The organism is Psychrobacillus syltrankelensis, assembly GCF_055454035.1.
In genome coordinates, this window is record NZ_CM144227.1 from 2413118 (window position 1) to 2440021 (window position 26904).

Sequence of the window (26904 nt, forward strand, 5' to 3'; positions counted from 1 at the left end):
CCAAATTCTAATGGGGAAATTGGGATGCTGAATGAGTATCTCGTATCATCATTGTTTTTGTAACAGCCACTAATTAAATCAACTGTCATTTCTCCATTAACCAAGGCACTGGGAGGGCATTTTATCAGCAAATGAGCAGTTCTTCCCTTACTTATAGATTATCTTTTAATAAAATTCCCTTTTTTATTTATCATTTCTATTGTTGTTACGATGGAGTATGCTGAAAATGCTTTACACGTATATTTGCACACTCTTTTAAACGAATCCTAATTTTAATCGTCCGATAACTACTTTTCGTTTTAGGTACACCATGATAGTCTTTGTTCTGTTAAACAGTCAGTGTATTTATTCTCAAAATCAATGTTTTTTTGGTCATGTACTGAAGAATTAGAAGTAAAAGTAGTAGATTCAATGTTGAAAGTTTATCAAGTAGTGGTCTTTTTGGGGGCAGTTCTTCATGAATGCACATCAAACTCTTGGGCTGCAACTGTTTTTGGAAAATACACAAAACACATGCTATACTAGTGAAGGATTTATTTGAAAAAGGAGTGTTTTAAATGTCGAAAAAAGGATATATTTTAATGGATTCTGGGGATAAAATCGAATTTGATTTATTTCCAAATGAAGCACCAAACACAGTAGCAAACTTTGAAGAACTAGCAAACACAGGATTTTATAACGGTGTAGTTTTCCACCGTGTTATTCCTGGTTTTGTAAGTCAAGGTGGCGACCCAACTGGTACAGGTATGGGTGGAAGCGGTAAAACAATTAAATGTGAAACTGCAGGCAACCCACACAAACACGAAGCTGGTAGCCTTTCAATGGCTCATGCTGGTAAAGATACAGGCTCTAGCCAGTTCTTTATCGTGCACGAACCACAAGGACATTTAAATGGTGTTCATACTGTTTTTGGTAAAGTAACAAGTGGTCTTGAAGTAGCAAAAGCTATGAAAAACGGCGCTAAAATGGAAAAAGTAGAAGTATTCGACGCAGAATAAAAATGACTATTTGCCGCTTCCTTCAATAGAAGAAGCGGTTAGATTAAAAACAAAAGGTTTCTTGAATGTCATAATTCTTGAAGCCTTTTAATTTTTCATTCATTTTCTCTAATCATTTTTTAGATGCTTTTACATGATTGTGGAACATTCCTTGATTTGTAGCGAAAGACCCCGAAGGAATCAGAACAGAAGTTGCAATTTCTTGTGTTGTTTGGTGAAGCGTCCGCTCGACTCCTGCGGGAAAGCGGAGTAATCGAGACCCAACAGGAGCGAGCGATGAGAGGCTCGATTCTTCGTCCGCGGAAAACGAGCGGTAAGCTTCGGAAAACAAGTAATAGCATGCCATAAATGAAAAGCAGTTTCCAAAAGACTTGCCGCTTCCTCAATAAAGGGAAGTGGTTTTTTTACACTTTACAATTAACTGAATATTTAATATTATTATCATATAACCAAAAGGTTATATGATTCGGAGGCTTTTATGACGGATATTTATCGGGCAATTACAGACCCAATACGTAGAAAAATACTAACTTCATTGTCCAATAAAGAATTAACACAATCCGATATTGTGGCTCTTTTTGCTATCTCTCAACCTGCTATAAAGAAGCATCTTTCCATTCTACTAGAGGAAAATTTGATAGCAGAGAGAAGAGATGGAAAGTACTGTGTCTATCGATTAAAGACAGATGTATTTAAACTTCATTATCAAAAAGTTCAAGATGACCTTGGCAATATTCTAGAAAATAATTTAGGAAGACTAAAAAACTATTTAGAGGAGGAAAATAGTGGAGAAAACAATTAATTCAGTGAAGAAAGAAATTTTTATCAAGGCTTCTCCAGAAAAAGTTTGGAGAGCTTTGACGATTTGTGAGGAACGAAACAAATGGGAAACGAGAAACTGTGAGCTTGACATTAAAACAGGCGGTAAGGTTAGTCTCGATTATGGCTGGGGCGTTAGTTACGTCGGAATCATTTTAGAATTGGAAGAAAACCAAAAGTTGATGCTTCAAGGGGAAGATGGTGATTTAACTATTTGGACAATTAGCCCTCAAAATCAAGGCTCTTTAGTATGTATAGAGTATACGGGTTCTTGGGCAGGAGATATTGGTTTAATGCAAATGGAAAATATGTTATTTGGGACATATCAATTTATGCTGAACTTAAAAAGTGTATTTGAAGACAATATTGATTTACGAACGAATTTTTGGAAGAGTTGGATCGGTGTTTTGTATCGAACATCCAGATTGGATGAGGTATCGGGAACAAAAGTCGTGAAAGTCGAACCGAATACACCAGCAGATACTTATATTTTAGTAGGAGATTTCATTACACATGTAAATGATTCTGCTATATACTCTTATGATGATGCTGAAAAAATCATTTCAGAATTTGGTCCAGGAAAAGAAATAAGTATTGATATAAATCGTAACGGATCTCCACATACATTCACCTTGAAAACAGTACCTTTTGGGCAAACTAAGACGTCTTAAACTATACAAGAAAAGCAGCTTCCGAATCTATGGAAACTGCTTTTTGTTATGTGGCGTTAAGAAAAGTATCTATTAGTCGCTACTTTTCATTTTTATAAAAACGCTCACCTGTCTTGGAATTATAATAAACTCTTGTTTTCTCACCCGTAACAGGGTCCAAATTAACTTCATTTGTTTGCTCAAAACCTTTAGGAACTTCTTTTCCATGATTGCGTTTAAATCGTTTGTCATAAATAAAATATCCAAGCAGAATACAAACGAGAACTGCTATAATCTGTACAATATAGACGCCTATTACAACTATGGTTGCCATTATAGTTTCTCTACAACTACCGCTGTTCCGTAGGCCACAATCTCACTCATATTTTTACCAATTTCACCTGAATCATATCGCATCATGACAATCGCATTGGCATTCATCTGGTTAGCGTTTTTAATCATACGATCCATAGCTTCTTTTCTCGAATCTTCTAGCATAGCGGTATATTGCTTGATTTCTCCGCCTACTAATCCTTTTAAGCTTGCCATAATATCCCCGCCAAGTCCTCTACTTCTTACAATTAGACCAAATGCCGGGCCTTTTACTTCAACGATTTTATAGCCTTCAATTTTTTCTGTTGTTACTACTAACACATTAATCGCCTCCAGGTTTTATTTTAATTGGTTTCTTATTATATTTTCCCCATTCTTATAGAAAGGTAACAATCATCCGAAGAGGTCAAATATAAGCATTATAACTTATAAACTAAATGCAATTACTAAAATGATGATAATTGGTAAAAATAGAACAAACCAGCTGAGTGGTCGACCATAATTGATTGTCCAACCAACTCCAAATCGTTTTTCAACGAAAATACTTGGATCGTCTTTATTAATGTAAATCAATCCGCCTTTCCAGTACTTATCATCGTCTACTGCAATTTTATCTTCTACACTAGAACTTGTTCCTCCTACTTTCAATCGTGATCCGCTTTGCCCAACCTTCACTGTATAAATACCTACCCCAACAAAAGTTATCACTAAAAAGGCTAGTGGAAGCGTGAACATAATCCATGGAGATGCAATTTCGGGATGAATCGTCTGTAAATGCAAATACCCCATCAAAAACGTTGTAATTAACGTGATGAATAATGCAAACCAGCTTGTATATTTACGAAACGCAAGTTGCTGTGCAACGGAAGTTTTTTTATTTGAAGGATTAATCTTAGCGCCAGAAAACTTCATCCCTTCACTCATCATGAGGAACATTCCTTGCATCACTAGCAAAATTAGCGGCATCGAAATAACACTGAAATACGTTTTTTCACTAAATGCATCGGGTTGTCCGGAAGGTCCCCAATGTGTAGGAATCATATTCGGCATTTCTTGATATTTCATAAATGTATACACGATAAGACCAATAGTAACAATCATCGGAATGATAAATACGATTCGCGGTACTAAACGAAGCTTTTCTTGAAATTGCAGATCAACTACGCGTACTTCATTTTTTCCTGTTGTCCATCCTTGTTCTGCTTTTAGTTTCTTCACTCGAATATGCATGATGAAATAGTAGCCGATGCTAATAAAAAGAGACGTAAATTGAACTCCTACACTTACAAGAGCTAGTGTTTCTTCATTCGGTTTTTGTGTAATTGACCAAAATAGATACCCTATTAAAATGACAAACCCTGTTATCAGAACAACACTCATATACCTTTTTTTCCAATATACAATAGTTTTTTCCTTTGTATATTGTTCTGGTACATATACGCCAAAAACTTCAGTTTGCTTCAAAAATTTTGGTGTAAATGCTTGTAGTACAGTAATAAATAAAAGAATAAATCCAAATAAGAAGATAATCATTTTTCCCCCTCCTTAATGTTTCGAATGAGCTCATGAACCATTTCTACCATTTCTTCTTCGGAAAGCTTTAATACTAACCCCTCTGCTAGTAGTGGTCTTATTTGATCTGCTATTTGTTGTCTTTGGTTCGCAGATGCTTTAGATATTCCATTTGGTTGTATAATAACGCCAGATTTTGCGACAATTTGTATGAACTCTTTTTCCTCTAGATAATGATATGCTTTATTCACTGTATGCATATTCATTCCAAGATCTGCTGCAAATGCTCTAACAGATGGTAAAGAGTCCCCAGGTTTTAATTCCCCTCTTACCATTCCTTCAATTAATTGCTGAGCTAGTTGTAAATAGATTGGCACAGTGGAATTAGTTTGTATTTCTATAAACATGACTACCTCCTATTCACGTTTGTTCTACCAATAATATAACACATTTTGTTCTATATGTGATAGAGCATGAAGAGAAGAATTCTAATTATTTTTGCTAATCCAACAAAAAAACCCTACCCACCTAAGTGAGCAGGGCTAATTATTACTTATTTCACTCTCAACACTTGCCCTATTCGAATTGTATAATTGGCATCCAGTCCATTCCAATCCTTAATTTGTTGTATAGTGCTTCCATAAGCCTGACTTAGCGAATAAACAGTGTCCCCGCTTAGTACAGTATGATAAACTGCTGTACTTTTTTTGGGGAGATTGAAGCACTTCGCAATTCCATTCGCATGACCTCGAGCAAGTGATTCAATGAAGGATGCTGTTTTCAACTTTGCTGCATCATTCGCATTATCAATAAACCCATTCTCCGTCAAAATAGCTGGCATATTGGATTCACGTAGCATATGGAAGTTTTCCTGTTTCTTGCCCCGATCAGTATAGTTTACAAGGTTTAATATTTCTGTATGAATTGTACTTTGATAGGTTGTAGTAGGTGCACCAACACCAGGATAAACATAATCCTCATAGCCTGTCCCACCGCCTGCATTAATGTGAACCGAAAGGAGGAAATCTGCCCCCCAAGCGTTAGCTGCATTAGTACGTTCAGGCAATGACAAAGTCTGATCCCCAGTTCGACTCATTAAAATACTTACATTGTTATACTCAGCAAGCAAAATTTCTTTCGTTCTATTAGCAATTTGCAATGTTAGATTTTTCTCCTGTAAACCATTTCCTACTGCCCCTGAATCCGTCCCACCATGTCCTGCATCAATAAATACTTTTACCATAATTATCACCTCATATTAGTTTTGTATTGCTAGAATAGAATGCTTGCTTGAACGCCATTGAATATCACATTACAATCACCTCCTCAAAAGAAAAAGCCGCCCGAAGGCAGCATATTTTGGTTAGAAATAATTCATTGCTAGTTGACTTACACCTAATAATTTCTTTTCCGATTTCTGTGCTTGGAAGATTCTAATGCGCTTTTAAATCATTCGTCTTTAAAATCTTTTTTGTGTTTGGACGAATGTGAAATCTTTGTTTCAATTTCTTCTTTCACCCATTCGGTTAACTTAACTAATAGCCATTCTGGGACCCACTGTCCCCAGCCAGCCCTGATTGAGTTAGCAGTCATTGATTGAATTAATTGATATAAAACTCCAAAAGATAAAGTTCCAAAGAATACACCGGGCACTCCCGTAATCATATCCATGAGATGCCCTCCGGCTGGTAGCATTAATATAAATAAAGTACGAAAAATGCCATCAATTCCGTATTTACTTGCGTATGTATTATCTTTTTTGGCTGATCGAGTGCCTGAAATCCAATCCATGACATTAAAAAAGGTAAGAGTGGTCATTGTATAAATAACGACTTCACCTTTACCATAAAAAAATTCAAATATAGGAATGAATAATGCTCCAAACAGCAATGTAAAAAATTTATCCACAGAAAATAACCATTTTTCCATTTCTTCACCTCTTTTAATTTCAATACTAGGAAATGCGCAAGCGCCCTTTAGTTGCATATGGTCTTCACCGTTACTAGAGTGCTTTGGACGAACATGGGCTACACTATTACTGTTAGAATTATGGATCGAAAATTGACTGCGTCACTTTTCATTCTGTAATCTTGTTGCGAATGTTTGTCCGTCGCCCTCTTAGAATTTGAAGATATTATCCATTTAGTTTGGATAATGAAAGATAATACCCTGCCCTACTCTTTTAAATGCGCCCGAAGATACAATTTCGGACGCTGCTCCGCTTCTCTATCCATCGATACTGCCTGTTTTTCTTAACTCAACAATGCTAATGCGAATATACTCTTCACTACTAGGTGGGTAGATACGTCAAGTGTACGTCAAGAAACGAGCATTTTGACTTTATCCTTTGCACGATCAATATATTGCTGTACTGTTCGCTTCTTTAAATTCAATTCCTCTGCAATTTCTGTGAGGCTCATACCATATGCCATATGCATCAAATAGCATTGTCTTTCTCTATGAGACAACTCAACTAATATATTTATTATTTGATTTTTCTGTTCTTCACTTAACACACTTTCCTTTTTATCCAATTCAATAGTTGGAAATAAATCCATGTCCAATAATGCTCGGCGCTGATATATAGATCTTTTATCCACCCCATGTAGATTACCTGGTCGTCTACCTTTCTTCATCCATTCAAGGGCATAGGACATATCTTCAATCATGCTATTGATAATTTTGAGATCTGCATTGTCTTTAGGATTCGTTGTATCTAATTTATCTTTTAAATGCTCCAGTTCTTTTTTATGATACGAATACTCTTGAATTAATTTATCAGCCCAGTTCAACATTATAATTACCTCTCATTCTCTTATTTTTTTCTAAATAAAAAGAGGACAACAAATGACTCAGCAATAACACTGAAATCGTTTGTTGTCCTCCAGATGACTGGTGGGACTTTGTTTTTTATACAATTTAAAACTCTTCTCCTTCATTCCATTTAACACGTACTACTTTTCCTTGATGTGTCTTAATTGTTGTATCAGCAAAATGAGGTAACTCTGTTAATTTTGCTTTCCCTTTACTCAATACTATTACACAGGGCATTGGCAATTCTGTTGTATTGAGATATAAGATTCCTTGGGAGTCTATTTCTAATTCCTTCATTCTCATGAGAGTCCCTCCTAATTAATTGGTTTGGACGGTTATTTCGTTTTTAGAAATGATATAAGTATCTACTGAATTTTCCTTAAACGGAATTTTAATAAAATATTATTTCAATTAGTTCCGTTTATGGAACAACATTAGCATATTATTATTTTAGATTTATGTCAATGATTATTTCCAAAAACGGAACTAAGAGTTGCACTTTCGGAAATTAAGTAATAGTATATTACTTATAGATACTACTTAAGGAGATAACAACAGTGAATAATTTCGGCGCACTATTAAGAGAGCTTAGATTGAACAGAGAACTAACAATTGAACAATTAGTAGATTCTTTAAACGCTAAATACGGGAGTAAAATTAGTAAAAGCTCAATAAGCCGTTGGGAAAATGGAGAAGCTGATCCTAAATTGGAGTTCGTTCGGTTACTTGCAGATTTTTTTAAAGTTCCAGGACAATACTTTTTAGGTGAAGTAAATCCAGAGAGAGCAGATGAGAAAAAAAATATCGAAACTATCGCGGCCCACATTGATGATGATGTAACAGAGGAAGAAATGAAAGATATTAAAAAGTATATTGAGTTTATTAAATCGCAGCGCGGTTAATGAGGTGTTTAAATGACATATGATCGACTGATGATGGAATACCCACATATTAAAATAATTGAAAAGGTATTACCTAAGGGGCTACCGGGGTTATATTATGATAACGTAATTGAAATTGATATATTTAAAAACAAATATGAGAAGCATTGTATATTAGCAGAAGAGCTTGGTCATTACGAAACAACTTACGGCGATATTACTGAGTTAAATGATTTGAGAAGTATCAAACTGGAGCAAATTGCACGTAGATGGGGTTATGAAAAAATTGTTTCTTTGGACCAGTTAATTGATTGTTATGTAATGGGCCAAACTACATTAGAGGAAATGTGCACTAACCTTGAAATCACTCCGGAATACTTAAAAAGTGTGATCGATTATTATATCGAGAAATATGGTCTTTTTAAGGTACACAAAGAATATAAGATTACTTTTGATCCACTGGATATTAAAAAATTATAAAATAATTAGGAGAGACACTAGTAGCTGAATGTTATGTAGTAACTCCAAGTATTTATTTGCCTTCTAATTCTTTCATGAAAGTTTCGTACATTACTTTAACTACCAATACTTTCATATAAAAATCTCCTCCGCCCTTACTATTTTAAACTTTCCCCTGACGAAAGATTAAATAGTCCCTAAAGTCAAGTAGACATTTAGGGACTATTAATTGCTCTAAATACAACCATTATTGTCTAGCCAATTAGTTAGTATGTTTGGGTTAATTTCATAAATAGCATTTAATTATTAAAACCAAATAATATTTTTTGTCAATTGGAGCAATATGCGGCGGTGATGGCTCATCGCTCATCCCGCGGAAAGCGTCCGCCGATAGCGGAAATCACGCTGATTTAATAAGAGTATATAATTACATATTCTCACATTTAACTTTAGTATTGTTCGTGTTTTATAATCCAATTTTTAATTATGAAATTGAATCGTTTATTAACTTTTTATTTGTTATACTACATATAATTAAAGGAGTGATAAATAATGGTTGATATATTGGTGTTTTCCATTTTTCCCATAATCATATTAGGTTCACTTGGTTTGGGAGCATATGCTATGGTAAAAGAATATCAAGTAAAACAGAAAAAATTAGACATCGAAATGATGAAACTTGAAAACGAAGCATTTTTATTAATAGAAAAGAAACAAGAACTACTGGAAGAGTCAAAAAATCAATCTAATAGTTAAGATATTGTTTTCCCTTTTCATAATAAGCTACCTTCTCATGTTCAGGAACCATACCTCCTCCAGTTGCCCATACAATATGTGTAGCATTCTTTAGGTTAAACCCTTTTTCAGCTAGATGAATAGGTCCTGTCATACCAGCAAGTGCAGATGGTTCTAGCTGAATTTTTTCTGTATCTACTAAAAGTGTTAGTAATCGATACATCGTTTCGTCACTTATTGTGTAGCTACCATCTATTAACTGTTCTAATGTTTTGCCTACAAATCCAGATGGTCGCCCAACTGCTAGCCCATCCGCATCTGTTTTATTGTCTAACCCTATATCACTTACAGCTATTTTTTCATGCAATCCTGTCATAAGGCCAAGTAGCATGCAAGGAGAGTGTGTCGGTTCTGCGAAAAAGCAATGGACATGATCTCCAAATAATAACTTCAAGCCGAATGCAACACCACCTGGACCGCCACCAACTCCGCAAGGTAAATAAACAAATAAGGGATTTTTCTCATCTACTTTTTTCCCTTGCTGCTCCAACTGTTTTTTCAATCTACTTGCCGCAACTGCATATCCAACAAATAGATCTGTTGAATTTTCATCGTCGATAAAAAAGCATGTCGAATCTTTTTCTGCTTGCTTTCTACCTTCTTCTACGGCAATGCTATAGTCCGAAGCGTATTCGATAACTTTTACACCTTTTGCACGAAGCATGTCTTTTTTCCATTGTTTCGCATCGCTAGACATATGGACTGTCACCTGAAAACCAAGCTTTGCACTCATAATCCCAATACTTAAGCCTAAGTTTCCCGTTGAACCAACTGCAATAGAATAGCCTGAAAAAAACTGTTTTAGCTCTTTATTTGAAAGAACCGCGTAATTATCCGTCTCCTTCAACAACCCTTTTTGAATTGCTAAAGTCTCCGCAATTTTAAGCACTTCATAAATGCCACCTCTTGCTTTAATGGACCCTGAAATCGGTAAAGCATTATCGCATTTTAAAAGTAGCTCCCCATCAAAGTCAGTTTGGAATATTTTTTTCATTGCAGATGCCATTACAGGAATAGCAACAATGGGAGACTCAATAACACCTTTTGCTTCCGCTGTCTCTGGAAAAGCAATTTGTAAATAAGATGCAAAGCGATCTAATCGATCGCTAGCATCTCGCACCATTTCATTTGTGACGGTTATTTTTTTTATTGCTTCTTCAGCGTTTAATAGATTCGGATTCATCCAAATAACTTCTTCGGTATTTTGCATATTTTTTATTAAAGGAAATTTCTCTAATAGTTGTTGATTGTTCATTTGTGTCATTCCTTTTCTATTCTAAACTCATTACATGGGTAGTGTCAGGTGATCGTTCCTCAAATGCAAATCCATTGGCACGATAAAAGGCATCCGCTTTAGCAGATTCAGTTTTCGTTGTAATTTCTTTAAACTGTCCTTTCGCATCTTCGGATATGGCTTTACAAAGCTCGCTTCCGATACCTTTTCTACGATGTTCTGGTAAAGTATAAAAACGATGTAGTCGAGCAGATTGTTCCCCCGGACCCGTTATGTTTCGATTTAATCCACCAATAGCTACTAACTCGTGGTCTTCCCAAACTCCGTATAGAGCCTCACCTTGTTCACTAAACCTATTCGTCCCATCCTCATATTCTGATGCTAGTCTCGATACGAATCGATATCCTTCTTTTTCGCTTTCTTGAATTAGTTTGGTTACGTCGACTTCTTTCAAATCTGAAATTTTCTTCACTTCGATTGCCATATACGTTCCCCCATTCTATTGTTAAAAACGAACTCTAGTTAAACTTCGCTACAAGCACGTAAATTCCCTTTATTACAGAATTGTTACTGGTGCCAGGCACCAGTAACAATTCTGTAATAAAATAATGTATGCAGTAGGCTTCAGAGTTAATATAAAACGTACAATGTGAATACAATAAGCCCATACTGGATAGACGGTGGTATTTGAGATGTTAGCTAGTTTAGTTTTGTTCTCATTAAAGCACAAAAATCCCACGCTATTTAAGTAGCGTGGGATTTCAGTGATTCTTATACAGTTTCTTTAATAGTAGCTAATCTTGCTTCTACTTCTTCTTCGGATAAGTTATGTTCTACAATATAGCGGTTGCGTGGGTGTACGCGGCATTCATCTGAACAGCTACGTAAATATTTGTGTTCGTTTTCTTCTGAACATAGAATCTTGTCATTACAATCAGGATTTGCACAGTTTACATAGCGTTCACACGGCTCACCAGAGAAGTGATCTTTTCCAACTACTACATGCTCCACTTGGTTGATTGGAACAGCAATACGCTCATCAAATACATACATTTGTCCGTCCCATAGTTGTCCACGAACTTCTGGATCTTTTCCGTAAGTTGCAATACCACCGTGTAGTTGCCCAACGTCTTCAAAGCCTTCACGAACTAACCAGCCCGAGAATTTTTCGCAACGAATTCCACCTGTACAATAAGTTAGCACTTTTTTACCTTCGAACATTTCTTTATTCTCAAGCATCCATTCAGGTAAATCGCGGAAGTTTCGGATATCTGGGCGGATTGCCCCTCGGAAGTGCCCTAGGTCAAATTCATAGTCATTACGAGCATCGATTACTATTGTATCTTCTGCTTGCATTTGTTCAAAGAACTCTTTTGGTGAAAGATATTTCCCAGTCAATTCATTTGGATTAATGTCCTCTTCTAACCCTAAATGAACAATTTCTTGCTTAGGACGTACATGCATTTTTTTAAATGCGTGTCCTTCTGCTTCATCTATTTTGTACACCATGTCTTCGAAACGTTTGTCCGCTTTCATCATGTTCATATATGCTTCGGTTTGTTCAACTGTTCCCGAGCATGTGCCGTTAATTCCTTCGTTTGATACTAAAATACGCCCTTTTAACCCAAGTTCTTTACAAGCAGCAAGGTGATCTTGTGCAAATGTTACTGGATCTTCAATTGGGACATATTTATAGTAAAGTAATACTCTGTATGCATGTGTGTCCATTTTTTACTCCACCTTTATTAAATTTTGTCCATTCGATTTAATATATCAAAAATGTGGGCATTTGTTAAATAGATAGTTTTCTTTTTATTATCAAAAAACGCAGAGGTAATAGAAAATCTAGAAGTAAAATACATTATTATATTGAAAGGGGTTTTTATGCGAAGGTTATTCATTATTCCAACATGTTTCCTTTTAATGATTGGATGTTTTGGCAATGAAAAAAGTATAGAGCCTCTTTCCGCAGAGAGTTTCATAATCATTGCACATCGAGGTGCTTCTACATACGCGCCTGAGCATACCATTCTTGCTTACGAAATTGCACAGCAATCAGATGCAGATTATATTGAAATTGATTTACAAATGACCAAAGATGGAGAACTAGTTGCTATGCATGATGAAAAAGTAGATCGTACTACAGACGGTAAAGGTTTTGTAAAAGAGTATACTTTAGAAGAATTGAAGCAATTAAATGCGGGAAGATGGTTTAATGACAACTATCCTAATTTAGCTAATATTGAATACAAATATTTAAGCGTCCCTTCATTGGACGAAATTTTCTCTTACTTTGGAAACAGTGTGAATTACTATATTGAAATGAAATCCCCTGGTATATATGAAGACATGGAAGAAAAGTTAGTTGCACTTATAAAAAAACATAAGCTAATTTATGTAGATAAGGAATTTCCAAAAGTCGTAATTGAATCTTTTAATGGCAGTAGTTTACTAAAAGTTCATGAACTTGAGCCTAAACTTCCTCTTATCCAGTTATTTAGTTTCAAAGAGGAAGCGGCCCTTTCCATACAGGATTATAAACGTTTAAATACTTATGCAAGTGGTATTGGGGTGAACATTAGCTCAGTCGATAAAGATTTTATTCAGGAGGTTAAACTAAACGGTTTGCAAATTCATCTTTATTCCATTTCAAGTGAGATAGAAATGAAACAAGCAATAAATTTACAAGCAAATGGTGCTTATACAAATAATCCTGAGATGGGAATAAGAGTACGTACTCAGCTAGAACAATGATTTTAGTTATTTAATGCATGCTCACATAACCTCTGAAAATGCATTTCAAACTTTTCATTATCTTCCTTTTGACGCTTTCTAGGACCTTTTAAACGCCCACCAGCTTGCCTAATTTTTTTGGATATATGACGGCTATTTAAAAGCTGATCTATATTTTCAGGTGTATACCAACGTCCATTCTGATCTATTGCAAAACCTTTTTTAGCTAATACCATTGCAGCTAGACCGTAATCTTGCGTAACAACAATGTCTCCTTTATTCACTCTATTTACTAATACAAAATCGACTGCGTCCGCACCTTTTGATACCATAATCGTTTCCGCACCTTCACGTTGCATATAATGTGCTGTGTCACATAGCAATGTCACCTTTAGTCCAAAATTTTTTGCTATTTCAATTGTTAAGTCTACTACCGGACATCCATCTGCATCTACTAAAACACTTACCATCCTATGCACCTCATTTAACATTCGATATTTCTCCATTGTATCCTATAATGCTCATTTTATAAAAAAACGTCCAATGTTTATTGGACGTTTATTTCTTATATTTCCCTAGAATTTTTACTGCTTTTTCTGTAATCGATGTATCCACTGCTTTATCAAAGTCTACGTCTCCACTAATTGCGCCGTTTTCTTTATATGCATTATACTGCTTTATAACATCGTCTAAAAACATTTTTCCATCTGGATCAAGACCTGTAACAAATACTTTCTCCCATAAAGCTGGATCTTTTAAAGCTGTGTGCTTTGTCATAATATCTATAATTTCCGCTTTTCCTTCCCCTTTAACGAAGGCGTCATTATAATCCCGTACTCCTTTTAAATATGCCGTCATGAAGCGCAAAGAAACATTTTTTTCATCATTCATAAATTGAGGTGATCCTAATACCATTGCAATTTGTGATTCTGGAGCGTAATCTGTAGTGTCCCCAAAGCGAACATGAAATCCATTTTCTATACCTTTAGCAATAAGTGGCTCAATTTGAAGAGCTGCATCAACCGAACCATTTTCAATTGCACCTAACATACTTCCAAAATCGCCAAGTAGCACAAACTCTACATCCTCATTAGTAAGTCCAGCATGCTTTAGCATTTCCCAGTAAATGTACTCGTCAATTGAATTTTTGGAAGAAACTGCGATACGTTTGCCTTTAAAGTCTTTATATTCCTTAATTTTATCTTTCATTTCGTTTCCAATAACAAATGAAAAATAGGATTTCCCAGGTACATTATGCCCCTTATCTGCAATAATTTTCACATCTATTCCTTGTGCTATCGCATTAAAGAACGACGCTGTCGATACTCCTCCTGCAATATCTACATCACCAGATGCAAGGGCCGGTAACATTTCATCACTATTTCCAAACTGAGCAAATTCCACTTCAATATTATAGTCAGCAAAATACCCCTTTTCTTTTGCTATATAAAAGCCTGCTCCCGATGCCGCTCCATCCTCTGCGATAACGACTTTCACTTTCTTTTCAAGTGGAGCCAAGTCGCCGGAAGGATTCTTTTTGTTTACTACATCGTCCATACCATTCGTACTTACTTTTTCTTTGGAAGAACACGCACCTAATACTAAAACAATCGATGCGAGTAAAATCAACCAACGTTTCTTCACAAATTTCCTCCCTTATCTTCTTGATCGCTGTACTTCTTGTTGCAAATGATTCCAAATAGTTATAAATTGCTCAGCCATCTTCGTATTTGCTCTTACTTGTTCCATCGTTCTTGGCCTTGGTACAGGTACAGTGATCTCTTTTATAATTTCTCCTGGATGTGCACTCATTAAAACGATACGATCACTCAATAACAATGCTTCATCAATGCTATGGGTAATAAATAACACAGTCTTCCTTGTTTCAGACCAAATGGAAAGCAGTTCATCTTGTAAAATAAATTTATTTTGTTCGTCTAACGCTGCAAATGGTTCATCCATGAGCAAAATTTCGGGGTCATTTGCAAATGCTCTAGCAATGCTAATTCTTTGCTTCATCCCCCCTGAAAGCTCTTTAGGGTAAAGTTTGGAAAATTTACTTAAGCCTACTTTCCGCAAATAATAATCTGTTTGCTTTTGAACAAAATCCTTGGGCAAATGCCGCATTTTAAGCCCAAACGCAACGTTCTCCTCCACTGTTAACCAAGGAATAACCCCTTTTTCTTGGAATACCATCGATTGTAGTGGCCTTTCTTTCGTATCGGAGTCAATTGTAAATGTACCTGAGCTTGGTAATTCTAAGCCTGCTAATATTCGTAGTAGGGTTGTTTTCCCGCAGCCACTTGGTCCTACTAAACAGACGAATTCACCTTCTTTTATTTGAAGTGACACATTTTTGACTGCCGTTACACTGTTGTTTTTCTTATAAAATACTTTTGTTAAATTCTCTATAGAAATTTTCACAATTTCACTCAACTACTCACCTCCATGGGACGATTTTCTTTTGCAGCCCACGTAAGAAAAGGGAAAACAGAAAACCAAAGGATGAAATGAGTACTAAACCAACAAACATTTCCTTTAACATAAATGCTTTATAAGAGGTCCATATTAAGTACCCAATTCCAGAAGTTGCTCCCATCATTTCTGCAGCAACAATTGTGAGTAATGCAATCGCCTGCCCCATCTGAATTCCTTCTAGCATTACAGGGAGGGCACCCGGCAAAGCTATTTTAAAGAAAAAATCATTCGGACTCGCTCCGTAATTTTTTGCTACATCTAAATGTACTTTTTCAATATTTAATACACCAGCAACAGTATTAATGACAACTGGGAAAAATACGCTTCCTGCAATCGTTACTACTTTTGAAAAGTCACCAATTCCAAAGAGGATAATAATGATTGGCATTAGAGCTAGGGTAGGTATTGGCATGAAGGCCATTACAATGGGGGAGATAAAATGTCTAATTGGTGCATACAACCCCATTAATAAACCAATGATTACTCCTGGGATCACACCTAATAAAAAACCTACTGCAATTCTATATAAAGATACCGATATATGGGTCCATAACAATCCGGTAGCTGCTAGATCGAAAAATGTAGATATTATCGCTGAAGGTGGTGGGAAAAATCGAATATCAAGGATACCGGTTCTAGAACAGACCTCCCATAGTAACAGAATGAATATTGGAGAGATAATCGTTAGTAGTTGTTTTGCCCGTTCTTTTACTTGTTGTTTCTTCCATTCCTGATGTTCCGTTTCATAAGGATCATAACGTATGACCCCTTTTTCATCGCGCATTTTTCACCACCTCTTGTAAAAATAATATGTACTATGGGGGAAATGTGTGAAAGGCATAAATATTTCAAGTTGACTACTATCACACCATTTGTTAGATTAATTAAGTATTTCTAGAGGGGGAAACTAATATTGTCGTCCAAAGAGTTAAGATCTAATAGAGAGATGCTCTATTTTGTATTGAGCATTATTTTTAGTTTACTATTGTACATATTAACGGTTACTTCATTATTTGATATTGCAATCTTTCTAATAATTGGCGTTGTACTATTATTTGCAAATGCCATTATATTAGGTTCTATCCGTGGTAATGGAATACGTATTAGTGAGAAGCAGTTTCCAGATGTATATGATAGAGTAGTAAATTTGTCTACTCAAATGGGAATAAAGAAGGTTCCTGATGTATTCGTTATTCATTCGGAGGGTGTATTAAATGCATTTGCAACAAGGTTTTTTGGAAGAAACATGGTTGTTATTTATTCGGAAGTATTCGAACTTGCTCGACAACACGGTGACGCGGAGTTAGATTTTATCATTGCTCATGAGCTTTCTCATGTGAAGCGTAGACATGTATGGAAAAGTATATTAATCATGCCTGCCCAATTTATTCCTTTTCTTTCTCAAGCATATAGTCGTTCATGCGAATATACTTGTGACACTGAAGCAGCTTATTATATACAAAATGGTGTAGCCGCAAAACAAGCACTTACAATTCTCGGTGTTGGGAAAAAGTTATATAAAGAAGTAAATGAGGATGCCTATCTAGAACAAATCAATACTGAATCGAATGTCGCAGTCTGGTTGAGCGAGGTATTATCAAGCCACCCTCTGCTACCAAAAAGAATACAGGCAGTTGGTAAGTTTATGCAGGTAGAAGGAACACCTAAGTATTATTCAAACCCAACAAAAATTTCACTTGGCATAGGTGGATTACTTGGAATTTTCTTTACGGTGGCTATTGTAGTTACTGTTCTTTTTACTGCCGGTACATCTGCCAATGCAAATTTTTTCTCTGAAAGAATTTTAGATGAAGTATTAACAAGGTATTCCTTCCTTTCAACAGACACCTCACAAACACCTTTAATGGAAGCAGTTTCAGATGCAGATGAGAAGAAAGTAAAAGAGCTTATCGGCAGCGGGGTAAATCTAGAAGAACAAGACTCAGAGAAAACTACCGCACTTCTTTGGGCAGTATATAATAACGATGATTCTATTGTAGAGTTATTGTTAGATGCGGGAGCTAACCCAAACACTTTCGATGATTACTCGAATGCATTAACCGCTGCATTATATAACGAAAATTATAATATAGCATCTCTTCTTTATGAACATAGTGCAGATCCTTCAATCTTGGACTCTGAAGGTGATTCTGGCTTTAACATGCTTGATGTTGACAATGAAGAAGATTTTTTATCATCGCTTCAAAATTATAAAAAGAAAATCCCTAGTCCCCTTTAGTGCATCTTGTTGTTCTAAGAGTGCTGATCGTTAGAGTAAGAGAGGAGGTTGGGACAAAACTCTCCACAAAAATAAATAGCCCCGAAAATTTTACGACCAGTAAAGTTTTCGGGGCTTCTATTGAAATTTACCTGTAGTTGTTTTCCGGTACGGCGGACGCTTTCCGGGGGCACGGCTTCAATCTCCTCGTCGCTTTGCTCCTGCGGGGCTTTCAGCTCGCGCTGTTCCCCCAGGAGTCGCCGCCTTCACTTCAAACAACTAGAAAAGAAAGGCTTCTAACATAAAAATCTGATTGAAAAGTCAAATCAAATGTATGAAGAGCTTCTTCAAAATGAAATCACCCCAGAAATCGAAGGTTGAACAAGAAATCGGGATTTCTTTAATTGCAGTAAATTTGCTAAATATGTGCTAAGAGGGTAATCTCTTGAAGACGTATTTCCAAAAATGAAGTAAAAAACGTGAAATCGAGTTACCGATTTCACGTTTTTTTAATTGGCTATGTTAAAGGGAAGGGTTGTTTTTAGTATTGTTTGTGAAATGTTACACTTAAACTAACGGTACAGTTTAGTAAAAAAAGGATATTTGCATATTAATAACTAATTGTTAATGAACAGAGTAAAGAAGGAGAGTTAAGTGATAAAAAATGAATTCAAACCGTGTATAGACATTCAATGGTGACAAATTTTATTTGTAGGGTGATAAGTCGATGATAGGAATAAGTATTGCAACGAAGTGGGAATATGAAGCGGCACTGGAATACTTTGGCATAAAAAATAACGAACGTTTCGGTTATCCATATGGCGAGTATTTCATAAGAACAATTAATGATACTGAACTTGTTTTTTATAGTACAGGTGTAAGAAAAGTAAATGGTGTTGGTGGTAATCAGTATATGATTTCTAAATTTAATTTAACTAAAGTAATCGTTGCTGGAACATGTGCAGGAATAGATGAGAAGTTCAGTAATTTGGATATTTTTGTACCCGATAAAGCCGTTCAATATGATTGTACAGTAAAAGAAATTGAGCCTTTTATTAAACAATCCTTCATAGTCGATATTGATTTATCAAAATATGGAAATGATTTTTATACAGGAACAATTGGCACCGCTGATAAAGCAGTAGTTATGTGGAAGGACTATTTAGAACTTAAAGAAAACGAAATAACAATAGCCGATACAGAAGCGGGTGCAATTGCTTATATCTGTAAGAAGAATGATGTTGAATGTATTATTATTAAAGGAATATCTGATTTTCCAACAGATGAAAGAAACTCTGATAAATTCGAATCGAACATTGAACAAATTAATGTTTATTTAGAAAACACACCCAAAGTTATGAACAAAATATTTGGCAAGTATTTAAAAAGATTTATTTGAATCAATTTTATAATTCAAAGTTAGAACATAAAACACGAACAATATTAAAGTGAAATGAGAGAATATGTATAATACACTCTTCATATATCCGTATGGTTCCCGCTATCGGCGGACGCTTTCCGCGGGGTGAGCGATGAGCCATCACCGCCGCATTCGCGTCGTTTGCGATGTCTCATCTGTCTCACAGAGGAACAAAGGCTAAGAGCGCCACATCGTGTGGCAACGCCTTCGTGACCAACATCCTGTTGGCCTCCCGCTGGAGTCGCCGCCTGTCGCTCCAATCAATAAAATAATCATAGTTCGTGTTTTAATAATTACATGCTATTTATGAAATTAACTTATTTAAATAAATTTAAAGTTAATAGAAAGATTATGATGTTGATGAAACTTGTCTTTTATTGAACTATTGTTTTCCGTTAGTTCCAAATCCATTATTTTTTGTGCTTACGGTAAATATATTGTATGACCATTACACATATCCCCATTATAATAAAGGCAGGAAAGTTGTGGCTGAATACTTTACTTGCAGATAAAAATGGTGCATGGACATAAAAGATAACTCAACTCTTATTAAGCTAAAGGGTGCGTTAGTCAAAAACAACCTCAAAGTAAAATGAGCCTGGAGATACGTTTTCCAGCTCATTTTTTTATGTGTATTATTAAATCAACCTCTACCTTTAACATAGCCTTTTAATTTATAGACTAGTTATGTCCCAGCAACCTTTTTCTGTAATCTTAATGCGAATGTTTATCTTCATTCTATTCTTTTTATAGAGTTCTAGGATATATGGCTTTGCGTTTCTTTTTTAATTAATACCCTTAATTTTTTGTTAGATTTTTGAAGAATTCTCTTACTTGAGATAATTTCAGCATTTAATTATTAAAACACGAATGATATTTATTTATTGATTGAAGCGGCAGGCGGTGATAGCTCATGGCTTACCCAGCGGAAACATACTAACATTATAATGTCGATGACTTCGCAGCGAAAAAATTCCCGAAATCAAATTGTAGATTATTATGATCAACTAAAAAAGCAACCTCAGAGTAAGCATCATAAGGTTGCGGTAATCGCATGTGTGAATAAGTTCCTGAAAGTCGCATTTCACCTTATTCAACACGATATCCTATATGATTACGAATCCACCAAAGTTAGTTCGTAACAGGATAGTCCAACTATAGCACAGAAGACCTTGCGAAAAAACAGAAATTCGTTAGGTCTGTTTGGCATGCAAATTAGAAGGAAAAAATCCTAATAGAGTAATTAATTTTAAAGGTGATTATTGATAAGTCCCCTTTTTTAGTGTTCATTGTTGCTTGGAGTGCAGGCACTCGACTCCTGCGGGAATAGCAGATGTTTTCCTGCACCGAAAGCGAAGCGGCAGGTGCATGTGCTTTGAGACCCCGCAGGTAGCGAAGCGAACGAGGAGGCTCAAGCCATGCCCGCGGAAAGCGAGCGCCGGAACGGAAAGCACCAACTCGTTGAATTGATTACTATCTTTAATTTACTTTTTATAGAAATTACTCTTGACTAGAGATAAGAAAGCGTCTGCCTATAGTGGAAATCATGCTGATTTATGAAGAGTATATTATACATATTCTCATATTTCATTTTAATATTGTTCGTGTTTTATTATTTAACTTTAAATTATGAAATTGATTCACTTAATAACAAATTTCGTCTTACTATAACCTGCTTTTTGTTTCTCTACTTCCAAAATTGCAGGTATTGCAGCCTTCAACTCCGATACATGAGATATTACGCCAATCATGCGACCTGATCTTTGTAAATCAATTAATGTATCAATTGCTTTATTTAAAGATTCTTCATCTAGGGAACCGAAGCCCTCATCGATAAACATCGTATCAATTCGAATGCTTCCTTGGAAACTTTGAATTACGTCTGCCATACCAAGTGCAAGACATAGAGATGCATTGAACTTTTCACCACCAGATAGTGTTTTCACGTCTCTCATTTGACCGGTGTAAGCGTCGTATACATCTAAACCAAGACCACTTTGTTTACCATGTGTTTCTTGCCGTTCACTTCTTATTAAATAATACTGTCCACCTGATAAATGCTTGAGTCGTTCATTGGCTGCTTGTACAATTTGTTCTAAATATTCGATTTGCACATACCGTTCAAACGATATTTTAGAATGATTTTGACCTCTAAGCATCTCATACAAATCAATAATTATACTTAATTGCTGCTCTAATTTAGAAATTCGGGAACTTGAAGATGTAATTTTTTCTTCTAATTCTAGCCCTGCTTTTTCATATCCCTTAGAGCTGTTCATCATTTGTAATGCTTCTTCATAGGCAACTTTTAGTTTAACCAGCTCTTCTGCTAAAGGAGCTAATTCCACTTTAGTTTTATTAACAAGCTTCTCCTGTGCTTCTTTTACTTGCTCTTTAAGCGTATGAAGTGTTTGGAAGTAAAGGTTGCACTGCTCCTTTAAAGTTTCTCTTTTAAGTTCAGGCATTTTTGCCTCAGTGAACAACTCTATCGTATCGAAGCCTGCTTTTTTTAATGCCTCTATCAATTGTACATACGCTTTTTCTCTTTTTACCTGGGCTTCTTGTGCTCCTTCTGCAGCATGCTCTAGTGTAAAGAGCGCTTTTGTAAAAGCTTCTGTCGCAGACTTTTGTTCTTTTTGTACTTGATCCCAACTATTTTCTAACTGTTCCTTATACTTTGTTGCATTTGTTATTTGATCTCTTAGTTCTTGTAATGTCGATATGTTTGCTGGAATGGATGCTTTTTTAGATTCAAAAACTGCTTTTGCTTGCTCTAACAAGCTTTTTTGTAGTTGATAGAAATTCCCCGCTTCCACTTTATTCTGCTCCAACTTTTCTAAATTTAGGACACTTTCTTTATATGGTGCTCTTAGGCCAACTAACTTGTCTTTTTCAAAACGAAGTCTACTTACCTCTTGTTCAAGTTCTTCAACGTCTCTTTTAAGAAGATCGACTTCCTGAATAGATAATTGGAGTTCCTCAATTCGTACAAACATCTTATCTAGCGTTTCTTGTGCTGTTTCTCTTTTGGACCGTGCTTTTAAGAAACTTGACTCTTGCTTATTTAGCTCACTTTTTAAATTTTGCAGATCTTCTTGATTTACAGCATGAGCTTGTATTTCCGGACTTTCTCCTTTATGTTCCTTACTTCCGCAAACCGGGCAAGCTTCTCCTGCTACAAGTTTGGAAGCAAGGATGCTTGCTTGGTTATTCATCCATTTATTTTCTTCTTCTTTATAAACTTGTTGCATTTCTTGAAAAAGTCTTTTTCGTTTTGCTTCTTCTTCTTTTAAGACTTGTAAATGCTTCTCAGTCATTATAAATTCTTGTATTAAATTATGTTTTGTTTGCAAGTAAGCAAGCTGTTGTACTTGGTTGTCTAAAGGTTCTACTTGTTCTTCTAGCATTTCTATTGCTTCTTTTAAGGATGTACATTTCTTTTTTTCTTCTAAGAATAGGTTCGTTCTTGTTATTACTTCATTGTTTAATTCTTCGGTTCTCATTTCTAAACCGTTCATTTCCATTCTTTTTGTTTCTAGTTCTTCAAATAGTGGTAGTAATGTCTTTAACTGCGTAAGGGTCTCGACGCTTTTTTCCCGAGCTTCTTTTCTATTTGCTTCAATTGTATATGCAATTTCCACTTTTTTAACCGTTTCTTCTGCTGCTATTACTTTTGATTGCGCCATATTAAGCAGCGCAGATTTATTACTGGCTTCTTGTTTCAATTCTGTATAATAGCCTTCTACTGTTTCAATAGTACTCGCTCGTTCTGCAGCTTCTAGTCTATTTTGCTTGTCGGCATATTCCGTTGCTTGTTCTAAGAGGTTTTTCAGTCTTTGCTCTTTTTCTTCCAACTCTATAAAACGGAGATTTATCGCTTTCGCTTCATGATAAGTTGCTAGTTTGGTCGCGTGTTTATCATATGCTTCCTTGTAGGCAAGCTCATCTGTTTGTATCTTATCTTTGTAAAAAATGGTTTCTTCTTTTAATGCTTCTACTAGCTGATACGTATTAAAACTACTAGACTCAATCAATTCAAATACACTAGACTCCCGAATTGGAAATGAAGCTAGTATTTGCTCTGTATAACTATTTCGGGCTAACTCTTCTTTTTTCAATTCAGCTTCTGCAATGAGCTTTTTATCCTTCAATTTCTCGTTAAACATTTTATAAGGCTCTGTCTTGAAAATTTTACGTAAAATAGCTTCTTTGTTTTCCGTTTGAGAAGTTAGTAGTTTTCTAAACTCACCTTGGGGGAGCATTACTATTTGGCTAAATTGATCTTGCGTTAGCCCAATAATTTCTTCTACCTTTTTGTTTATTTCAGATACAATTTGTCTATCCACAACTGGTGTTTCCCCTGAATCCATCATCTCAAAAAATTCGTATCTTTCTCCTGTTGCGCTTTTGTTTCCTTTTTTGATATGAGAAAGTTGTCGTAAAATCCGGTACACACGATTATGCATTTCAAATGTTAGTTCCACAGATGTATGGATCTCATCCGTTGCAAAATCACTACGCATCATTTTTGTATCTTTTCGATCTTCTCCGCTCCCATATCCATATAATGCAAAGCATATCCCATCGAATATAGTCGTTTTTCCAGCACCAGTTGCACCTGAAATAACGAATAATCGATTTTGTCGTAACTCTGTAAAGTCAATTGTTTCAGTGGATTTGTACGGACCAAATGCAGTCATTTTTAGCTGAAGTGGCTTCATGCTTTGATCCCTCCCTCACGTTCTTCTATCATTAAATTCTCCAACACTTCTTTAAACAATTTTTCCGTTTCTTCAGTCGGTTCTTTTCCGCTAACTTCCGTATAAAATGCTTGGAATAGCGTAAAATCATCCGTTTTCCGGCGACTTAATTGTTCCTTTTCTCCTAACAAAGTAGTGGGGTAAAATGCCTTTCGTTCCACATGCATCGCATTTGGATATACTGTTCTTACTTGCTCCATTGGTGATAGGATTGGCGTTTTATCGAGTAACTTTACAAATACAAAGTCTTCACTTATTGGCAATTGTAAAATGTCTTCCATATAGCCTTCCACTGTTCTCATATCACGATTAGGTTTCAGTAATCGTTTTTCGATAGTGACATTTCCTACCTTATCTAAATCAACTATATAAAATCCTTTTTTATGATGTTCTTCTGAAATGGAATATTTCATTGGTGAGCCTGCATACCGAATCGTTTCATTCAATACATAATGTGCTTGATGAAGGTGTCCAAGTGCCGTGTAGTGAAAGTGTTTAAACAATCCAGCTTCCACATACTCTGCCCCACCAATAGCAAGTGGTCGTTCAGATTCGCTCGTGTTTTCCTCCTGCTCACCATGTGGAGTAACAAATGCATGTCCAACAAACACATGTCTTTTCGTCGGATCTAGATCCTTTTCGATTTCCTCTACAATTCTTCTCATTGCTTCTTGGTGACTAGTCACTGTTTCATCGTCAAACAGATGACGTACTTGAGAAGGATCTGCATATGGAATTAAATGAAAATATACTTCTCCAAATTCATCTTGTAATATAACGGGTTTTAACTCTTTATTTAATTGACCTACTATATGAAGTCCTGTTTCTTTCATTAGCATTCTGCCAAAATTTAGACGACCCGGACTATCATGATTTCCAGCAATACTAAATACAGGTGTATTTCTCTTTAATATTATTTCATCTAATATTTCATCTAATAAGTTTACAGCTTCTGTAGGTGGAACTGCACGATCATACAAATCACCAGAAATAATAACCGCATCTGGCTTTTCTATATCAATCGCTTCCAAAAATTGATTTAACACATAGCGTTGTTCTTCCGTCATGTATACACCTTGCACAATTTTTCCTAAATGCCAATCTGCAGTATGAAAAAATTTCAATGGAAAAGCCCCTTTCTTAATTTGATAACTCTATTTTATCATTAGAAAGTCTTTTAAAATCAAATATCTAAATAATTAAGTGCATCTAATTATTTGAAATGCTATGATAAATATGGGAGGAGGATGTTTATGTCATCAGAAACTTATCAACTTACAGCCATAATTATTTATATGGTCGCAATGCTAGTTATCGGTTGGTATTCGTATAAAAAAACTGCGAATTTAACTGATTACATGTTAGGTGGACGCTCACTAGGTCCAGCGGTTACCGCATTAAGTGCAGGAGCTGCAGATATGTCAGGTTGGTTATTAATGGGATTACCTGGAGCAATTTATCTTTCAGGTATGGGACAAGCTTGGATTGCAATCGGACTTACAATTGGTGCGTATTTAAACTGGTTATTCGTTGCACCAAGACTACGGGTGTATACACAAGTATCCAATGATTCTATTACAATTCCGAGTTATTTAGAAAGCCGTTTAAAACAATCATCTCGTTTATTACGTATTGCTTCAGGTCTAATTATTTTACTATTTTTCACGTTTTACGTATCTTCAGGGATGGTAGCAGGTGGAGTATTCTTTGAGAGCTCTTTTGGACTTGATTATCACACAGGTCTTTTAGTTGTATCTGCAGTAGTTGTCGCATACACACTTTTTGGAGGATTTTTGGCGGTTAGTTATACAGATTTCCTTCAAGGTCTTTTAATGTTCCTTGCATTAATATGTGTACCTATTTTCGGGGTATTTTTGACAGGAGGATTGGGTGAGACAGTAGCTACAATTAAATCCGTGGACCCAAAACATTTAAGTCTTTTCGCTGGAACCACTTTCCTTGGTATTATTTCTGCAGCTGCTTGGGGTCTTGGTTATTTTGGTCAGCCTCATATTATCGTTCGCTTTATGGCAATAAGTTCTGTAAAGGAAACGAAACAAGCACGCCGAATCGGTATCGGTTGGATGATTTTAAGTTTAGTAGGGGCAACTGCCACTGCGTTAGTAGGCGTAGCATACTTTGCGCAAAATCCTGGTGCCACTTTAACAAGTCCTGAAGCAGTATTTATTGCTCTAGGACAAATCATATTCCATCCATTTATCGCAGGTCTTGTACTTGCAGCAGTTTTAGCAGCAATTATGAGTACAATTTCTTCGCAACTAATCGTAACTTCTTCAGCTTTAATAGAAGATTTATACAAAGCAATTATTAAAACAGATGCATCTGATCGAACATATGTAAACTATGGACGTATTGCTGTTCTTCTCGTTTCTGTCATTGCTGCTGTTCTAGCTTGGGGCGAACATAAAACAATCCTAAAGTTAGTATCGTTCGCATGGGCAGGTTTCGGAGCGGCATTTGGTCCAGTAATTTTACTTACTCTTTACTGGAGAAAAATCACTTCAGCTGGTGCTTTATCTGGAATGGTTGTAGGAGCTATAACTGTTGTAATATGGGGATCAATTGAGTCTCTTTCAACTAAATTGTACGAAATCGTTCCTGGTTTCATCCTTTGTTTGATTGTAACAGTTCTTGTTAGTTTACTAACTTACAAACCAAACCCTGAAATCGAAAAAGAATTTGATGAAACTTTACGTTTATTGAAGCGTGATCGTTAATAATAATTTTGAGCTGGCCGATTTTCGTTCAGCTTTTTTTTAAAGAGATAGTATATAAATTT

28 protein-coding genes and 1 pseudogene are annotated in these 26904 nt (G+C 35.7%); 12 read left to right on the plus strand and 17 right to left on the minus strand.

The window, feature by feature from the left end; translation table 11 throughout:
• The first annotated feature begins 557 nt into the window (after positions 1-557).
• The 3 genes from ACTSKG_RS11605 to ACTSKG_RS11615 all read left to right on the plus strand — a co-directional run bounded on the left by ACTSKG_RS11605 (position 558) and on the right by ACTSKG_RS11615 (position 2488).
• Positions 558-998 (plus strand): peptidylprolyl isomerase, encoded by a 441-nt coding sequence (locus ACTSKG_RS11605; protein ID WP_464754782.1) that lies wholly within the window; start codon positions 558-560, stop codon positions 996-998.
• 478 nt (positions 999-1476) lie between these two features.
• Positions 1477-1800, plus strand: a complete 324-nt coding sequence (locus ACTSKG_RS11610; protein WP_464754783.1) for a metalloregulator ArsR/SmtB family transcription factor — start codon at positions 1477-1479, stop codon at positions 1798-1800.
• A complete protein-coding gene (locus ACTSKG_RS11615; RefSeq protein WP_464754784.1) occupies positions 1784-2488 on the plus strand; it encodes an SRPBCC family protein in 705 nt (234 codons plus the stop codon). The genes ACTSKG_RS11610 and ACTSKG_RS11615 overlap by 17 nt, the downstream gene beginning before the upstream one ends.
• A 79-nt stretch (positions 2489-2567) precedes the next feature.
• Here the strand turns inward: ACTSKG_RS11615 and ACTSKG_RS11620 are convergent, their stop codons facing one another.
• From ACTSKG_RS11620 to ACTSKG_RS11655, 8 genes are all read right to left on the minus strand, one after another.
• Positions 2568-2801 (minus strand): hypothetical protein, encoded by a 234-nt coding sequence (locus ACTSKG_RS11620; RefSeq protein WP_464754785.1) that lies wholly within the window; start codon positions 2799-2801, stop codon positions 2568-2570.
• The gene (locus ACTSKG_RS11625) at positions 2801-3121 is read right to left on the minus strand and encodes a YbjQ family protein (protein WP_391206314.1); all 321 of its coding nucleotides are present in this window, start codon (positions 3119-3121) and stop codon (positions 2801-2803) included. The genes ACTSKG_RS11620 and ACTSKG_RS11625 overlap by 1 nt, the downstream gene beginning before the upstream one ends.
• 105 nt (positions 3122-3226) lie before the next feature.
• On the minus strand, positions 3227-4333 hold the full coding sequence (locus ACTSKG_RS11630) for a DUF1648 domain-containing protein (RefSeq protein ID WP_464754786.1): 1107 nt from the start codon (positions 4331-4333) through the stop codon (positions 3227-3229).
• Entirely contained in the window at positions 4330-4719 is a 390-nt protein-coding gene (locus tag ACTSKG_RS11635; RefSeq protein ID WP_464754787.1) for a GntR family transcriptional regulator, read from the minus strand. The genes ACTSKG_RS11630 and ACTSKG_RS11635 overlap by 4 nt, the downstream gene beginning before the upstream one ends.
• A 146-nt stretch (positions 4720-4865) precedes the next feature.
• Positions 4866-5555, minus strand: a complete 690-nt coding sequence (locus ACTSKG_RS11640; RefSeq protein WP_464754788.1) for an N-acetylmuramoyl-L-alanine amidase family protein — start codon at positions 5553-5555, stop codon at positions 4866-4868.
• A 206-nt stretch (positions 5556-5761) separates the two neighbouring features.
• Positions 5762-6241: a phage holin family protein gene (locus ACTSKG_RS11645; protein WP_464754789.1), complete on the minus strand. Its 480-nt coding sequence runs from the start codon at positions 6239-6241 to the stop codon at positions 5762-5764.
• Between the two features lie 389 nt (positions 6242-6630).
• Positions 6631-7107 (minus strand): sigma-70 family RNA polymerase sigma factor, encoded by a 477-nt coding sequence (locus ACTSKG_RS11650; RefSeq protein WP_464754790.1) that lies wholly within the window; start codon positions 7105-7107, stop codon positions 6631-6633.
• Positions 7108-7231: 124 nt separating this feature from the next.
• Positions 7232-7429, minus strand: coding sequence for an XtrA/YqaO family protein (locus tag ACTSKG_RS11655; protein WP_464754791.1), 198 nt, complete (start codon positions 7427-7429; stop codon positions 7232-7234).
• A 254-nt stretch (positions 7430-7683) separates the two neighbouring features.
• Between ACTSKG_RS11655 and ACTSKG_RS11660 the strand changes: the two genes are divergently transcribed.
• From ACTSKG_RS11660 to ACTSKG_RS11675, 4 genes are all read left to right on the plus strand, one after another.
• Positions 7684-8028 carry a helix-turn-helix domain-containing protein gene (locus ACTSKG_RS11660; RefSeq protein WP_464754792.1) on the plus strand — a complete coding sequence of 115 codons (345 nt, stop codon included), beginning with the start codon at positions 7684-7686 and terminating at the stop codon, positions 8026-8028.
• Between the two features lie 12 nt (positions 8029-8040).
• The gene (locus ACTSKG_RS11665; RefSeq protein ID WP_464754793.1) at positions 8041-8487 is read left to right on the plus strand and encodes an ImmA/IrrE family metallo-endopeptidase; all 447 of its coding nucleotides are present in this window, start codon (positions 8041-8043) and stop codon (positions 8485-8487) included.
• Between the two features lie 305 nt (positions 8488-8792).
• Positions 8793-9026 carry a hypothetical protein gene (locus tag ACTSKG_RS11670; protein ID WP_464754794.1) on the plus strand — a complete coding sequence of 78 codons (234 nt, stop codon included), beginning with the start codon at positions 8793-8795 and terminating at the stop codon, positions 9024-9026.
• Positions 9019-9222, plus strand: coding sequence for a hypothetical protein (locus ACTSKG_RS11675; RefSeq protein ID WP_464754795.1), 204 nt, complete (start codon positions 9019-9021; stop codon positions 9220-9222). The genes ACTSKG_RS11670 and ACTSKG_RS11675 overlap by 8 nt, the downstream gene beginning before the upstream one ends.
• Here ACTSKG_RS11675 and ACTSKG_RS11680 read toward each other — a convergent pair.
• The 3 genes from ACTSKG_RS11680 to trhO form a co-directional block, all read right to left on the minus strand.
• A complete protein-coding gene (locus tag ACTSKG_RS11680; RefSeq protein WP_464754796.1) occupies positions 9212-10516 on the minus strand; it encodes a D-serine ammonia-lyase in 1305 nt (434 codons plus the stop codon). The two genes, ACTSKG_RS11675 and ACTSKG_RS11680, sit on opposite strands and share 11 nt — an antisense overlap.
• 16 nt (positions 10517-10532) lie before the next feature.
• Positions 10533-10979, minus strand: coding sequence for a GNAT family N-acetyltransferase (locus ACTSKG_RS11685; RefSeq protein WP_464754797.1), 447 nt, complete (start codon positions 10977-10979; stop codon positions 10533-10535).
• Between the two features lie 287 nt (positions 10980-11266).
• Positions 11267-12223, minus strand: a complete 957-nt coding sequence (gene trhO, locus ACTSKG_RS11690) for an oxygen-dependent tRNA uridine(34) hydroxylase TrhO (RefSeq protein ID WP_464754798.1) — start codon at positions 12221-12223, stop codon at positions 11267-11269.
• Positions 12224-12379: 156 nt separating this feature from the next.
• Between trhO and ACTSKG_RS11695 the strand changes: the two genes are divergently transcribed.
• Positions 12380-13249, plus strand: coding sequence for a glycerophosphodiester phosphodiesterase family protein (locus ACTSKG_RS11695; protein WP_464754799.1), 870 nt, complete (start codon positions 12380-12382; stop codon positions 13247-13249).
• Between the two features lie 2 nt (positions 13250-13251).
• Here the strand turns inward: ACTSKG_RS11695 and ACTSKG_RS11700 are convergent, their stop codons facing one another.
• From ACTSKG_RS11700 to ACTSKG_RS11715, 4 genes are all read right to left on the minus strand, one after another.
• A complete protein-coding gene (locus ACTSKG_RS11700) occupies positions 13252-13698 on the minus strand; it encodes a YaiI/YqxD family protein (protein ID WP_464754800.1) in 447 nt (148 codons plus the stop codon).
• 88 nt (positions 13699-13786) lie between these two features.
• Complete coding sequence (locus ACTSKG_RS11705) at positions 13787-14872, minus strand: ABC transporter substrate-binding protein (RefSeq protein WP_464754801.1); 1086 nt, start codon at positions 14870-14872, stop codon at positions 13787-13789.
• 12 nt (positions 14873-14884) lie between these two features.
• On the minus strand, positions 14885-15664 hold the full coding sequence (locus ACTSKG_RS11710) for an ABC transporter ATP-binding protein (RefSeq protein ID WP_464754802.1): 780 nt from the start codon (positions 15662-15664) through the stop codon (positions 14885-14887).
• Positions 15665-15668: 4 nt separating this feature from the next.
• Entirely contained in the window at positions 15669-16490 is an 822-nt protein-coding gene (locus tag ACTSKG_RS11715; RefSeq protein WP_464754803.1) for an ABC transporter permease, read from the minus strand.
• Between the two features lie 129 nt (positions 16491-16619).
• On the opposite strand from ACTSKG_RS11715, the gene ACTSKG_RS11720 reads away from it, so the two are divergent.
• The 3 genes and pseudogenes from ACTSKG_RS11720 to ACTSKG_RS11730 form a co-directional block, all read left to right on the plus strand.
• Complete coding sequence (locus ACTSKG_RS11720) at positions 16620-17945, plus strand: M48 family metallopeptidase (protein ID WP_464754804.1); 1326 nt, start codon at positions 16620-16622, stop codon at positions 17943-17945.
• Positions 17946-18651: 706 nt separating this feature from the next.
• Positions 18652-19323, plus strand: a complete 672-nt coding sequence (locus ACTSKG_RS11725; protein ID WP_464754805.1) for a 5'-methylthioadenosine/S-adenosylhomocysteine nucleosidase family protein — start codon at positions 18652-18654, stop codon at positions 19321-19323.
• Positions 19324-20285: 962 nt separating this feature from the next.
• Positions 20286-20486: pseudogene (locus ACTSKG_RS11730) on the plus strand (IS110 family RNA-guided transposase); the annotation flags it as partial.
• A 498-nt stretch (positions 20487-20984) separates the two neighbouring features.
• Here the strand turns inward: ACTSKG_RS11730 and ACTSKG_RS11735 are convergent.
• Complete coding sequence (locus ACTSKG_RS11735) at positions 20985-24065, minus strand: SbcC/MukB-like Walker B domain-containing protein (protein ID WP_464754806.1); 3081 nt, start codon at positions 24063-24065, stop codon at positions 20985-20987.
• Positions 24062-25228 carry an exonuclease SbcCD subunit D gene (locus tag ACTSKG_RS11740; protein ID WP_464754807.1) on the minus strand — a complete coding sequence of 389 codons (1167 nt, stop codon included), beginning with the start codon at positions 25226-25228 and terminating at the stop codon, positions 24062-24064. The genes ACTSKG_RS11735 and ACTSKG_RS11740 overlap by 4 nt, the downstream gene beginning before the upstream one ends.
• A gap of 129 nt (positions 25229-25357) precedes the next feature.
• Here ACTSKG_RS11740 and putP point away from each other — a divergent pair, with 129 nt between their 5' ends.
• A complete protein-coding gene (gene putP, locus ACTSKG_RS11745; RefSeq protein ID WP_464754808.1) occupies positions 25358-26842 on the plus strand; it encodes a sodium/proline symporter PutP in 1485 nt (494 codons plus the stop codon).
• The last annotated feature ends 62 nt before the right edge of the window (positions 26843-26904 follow it).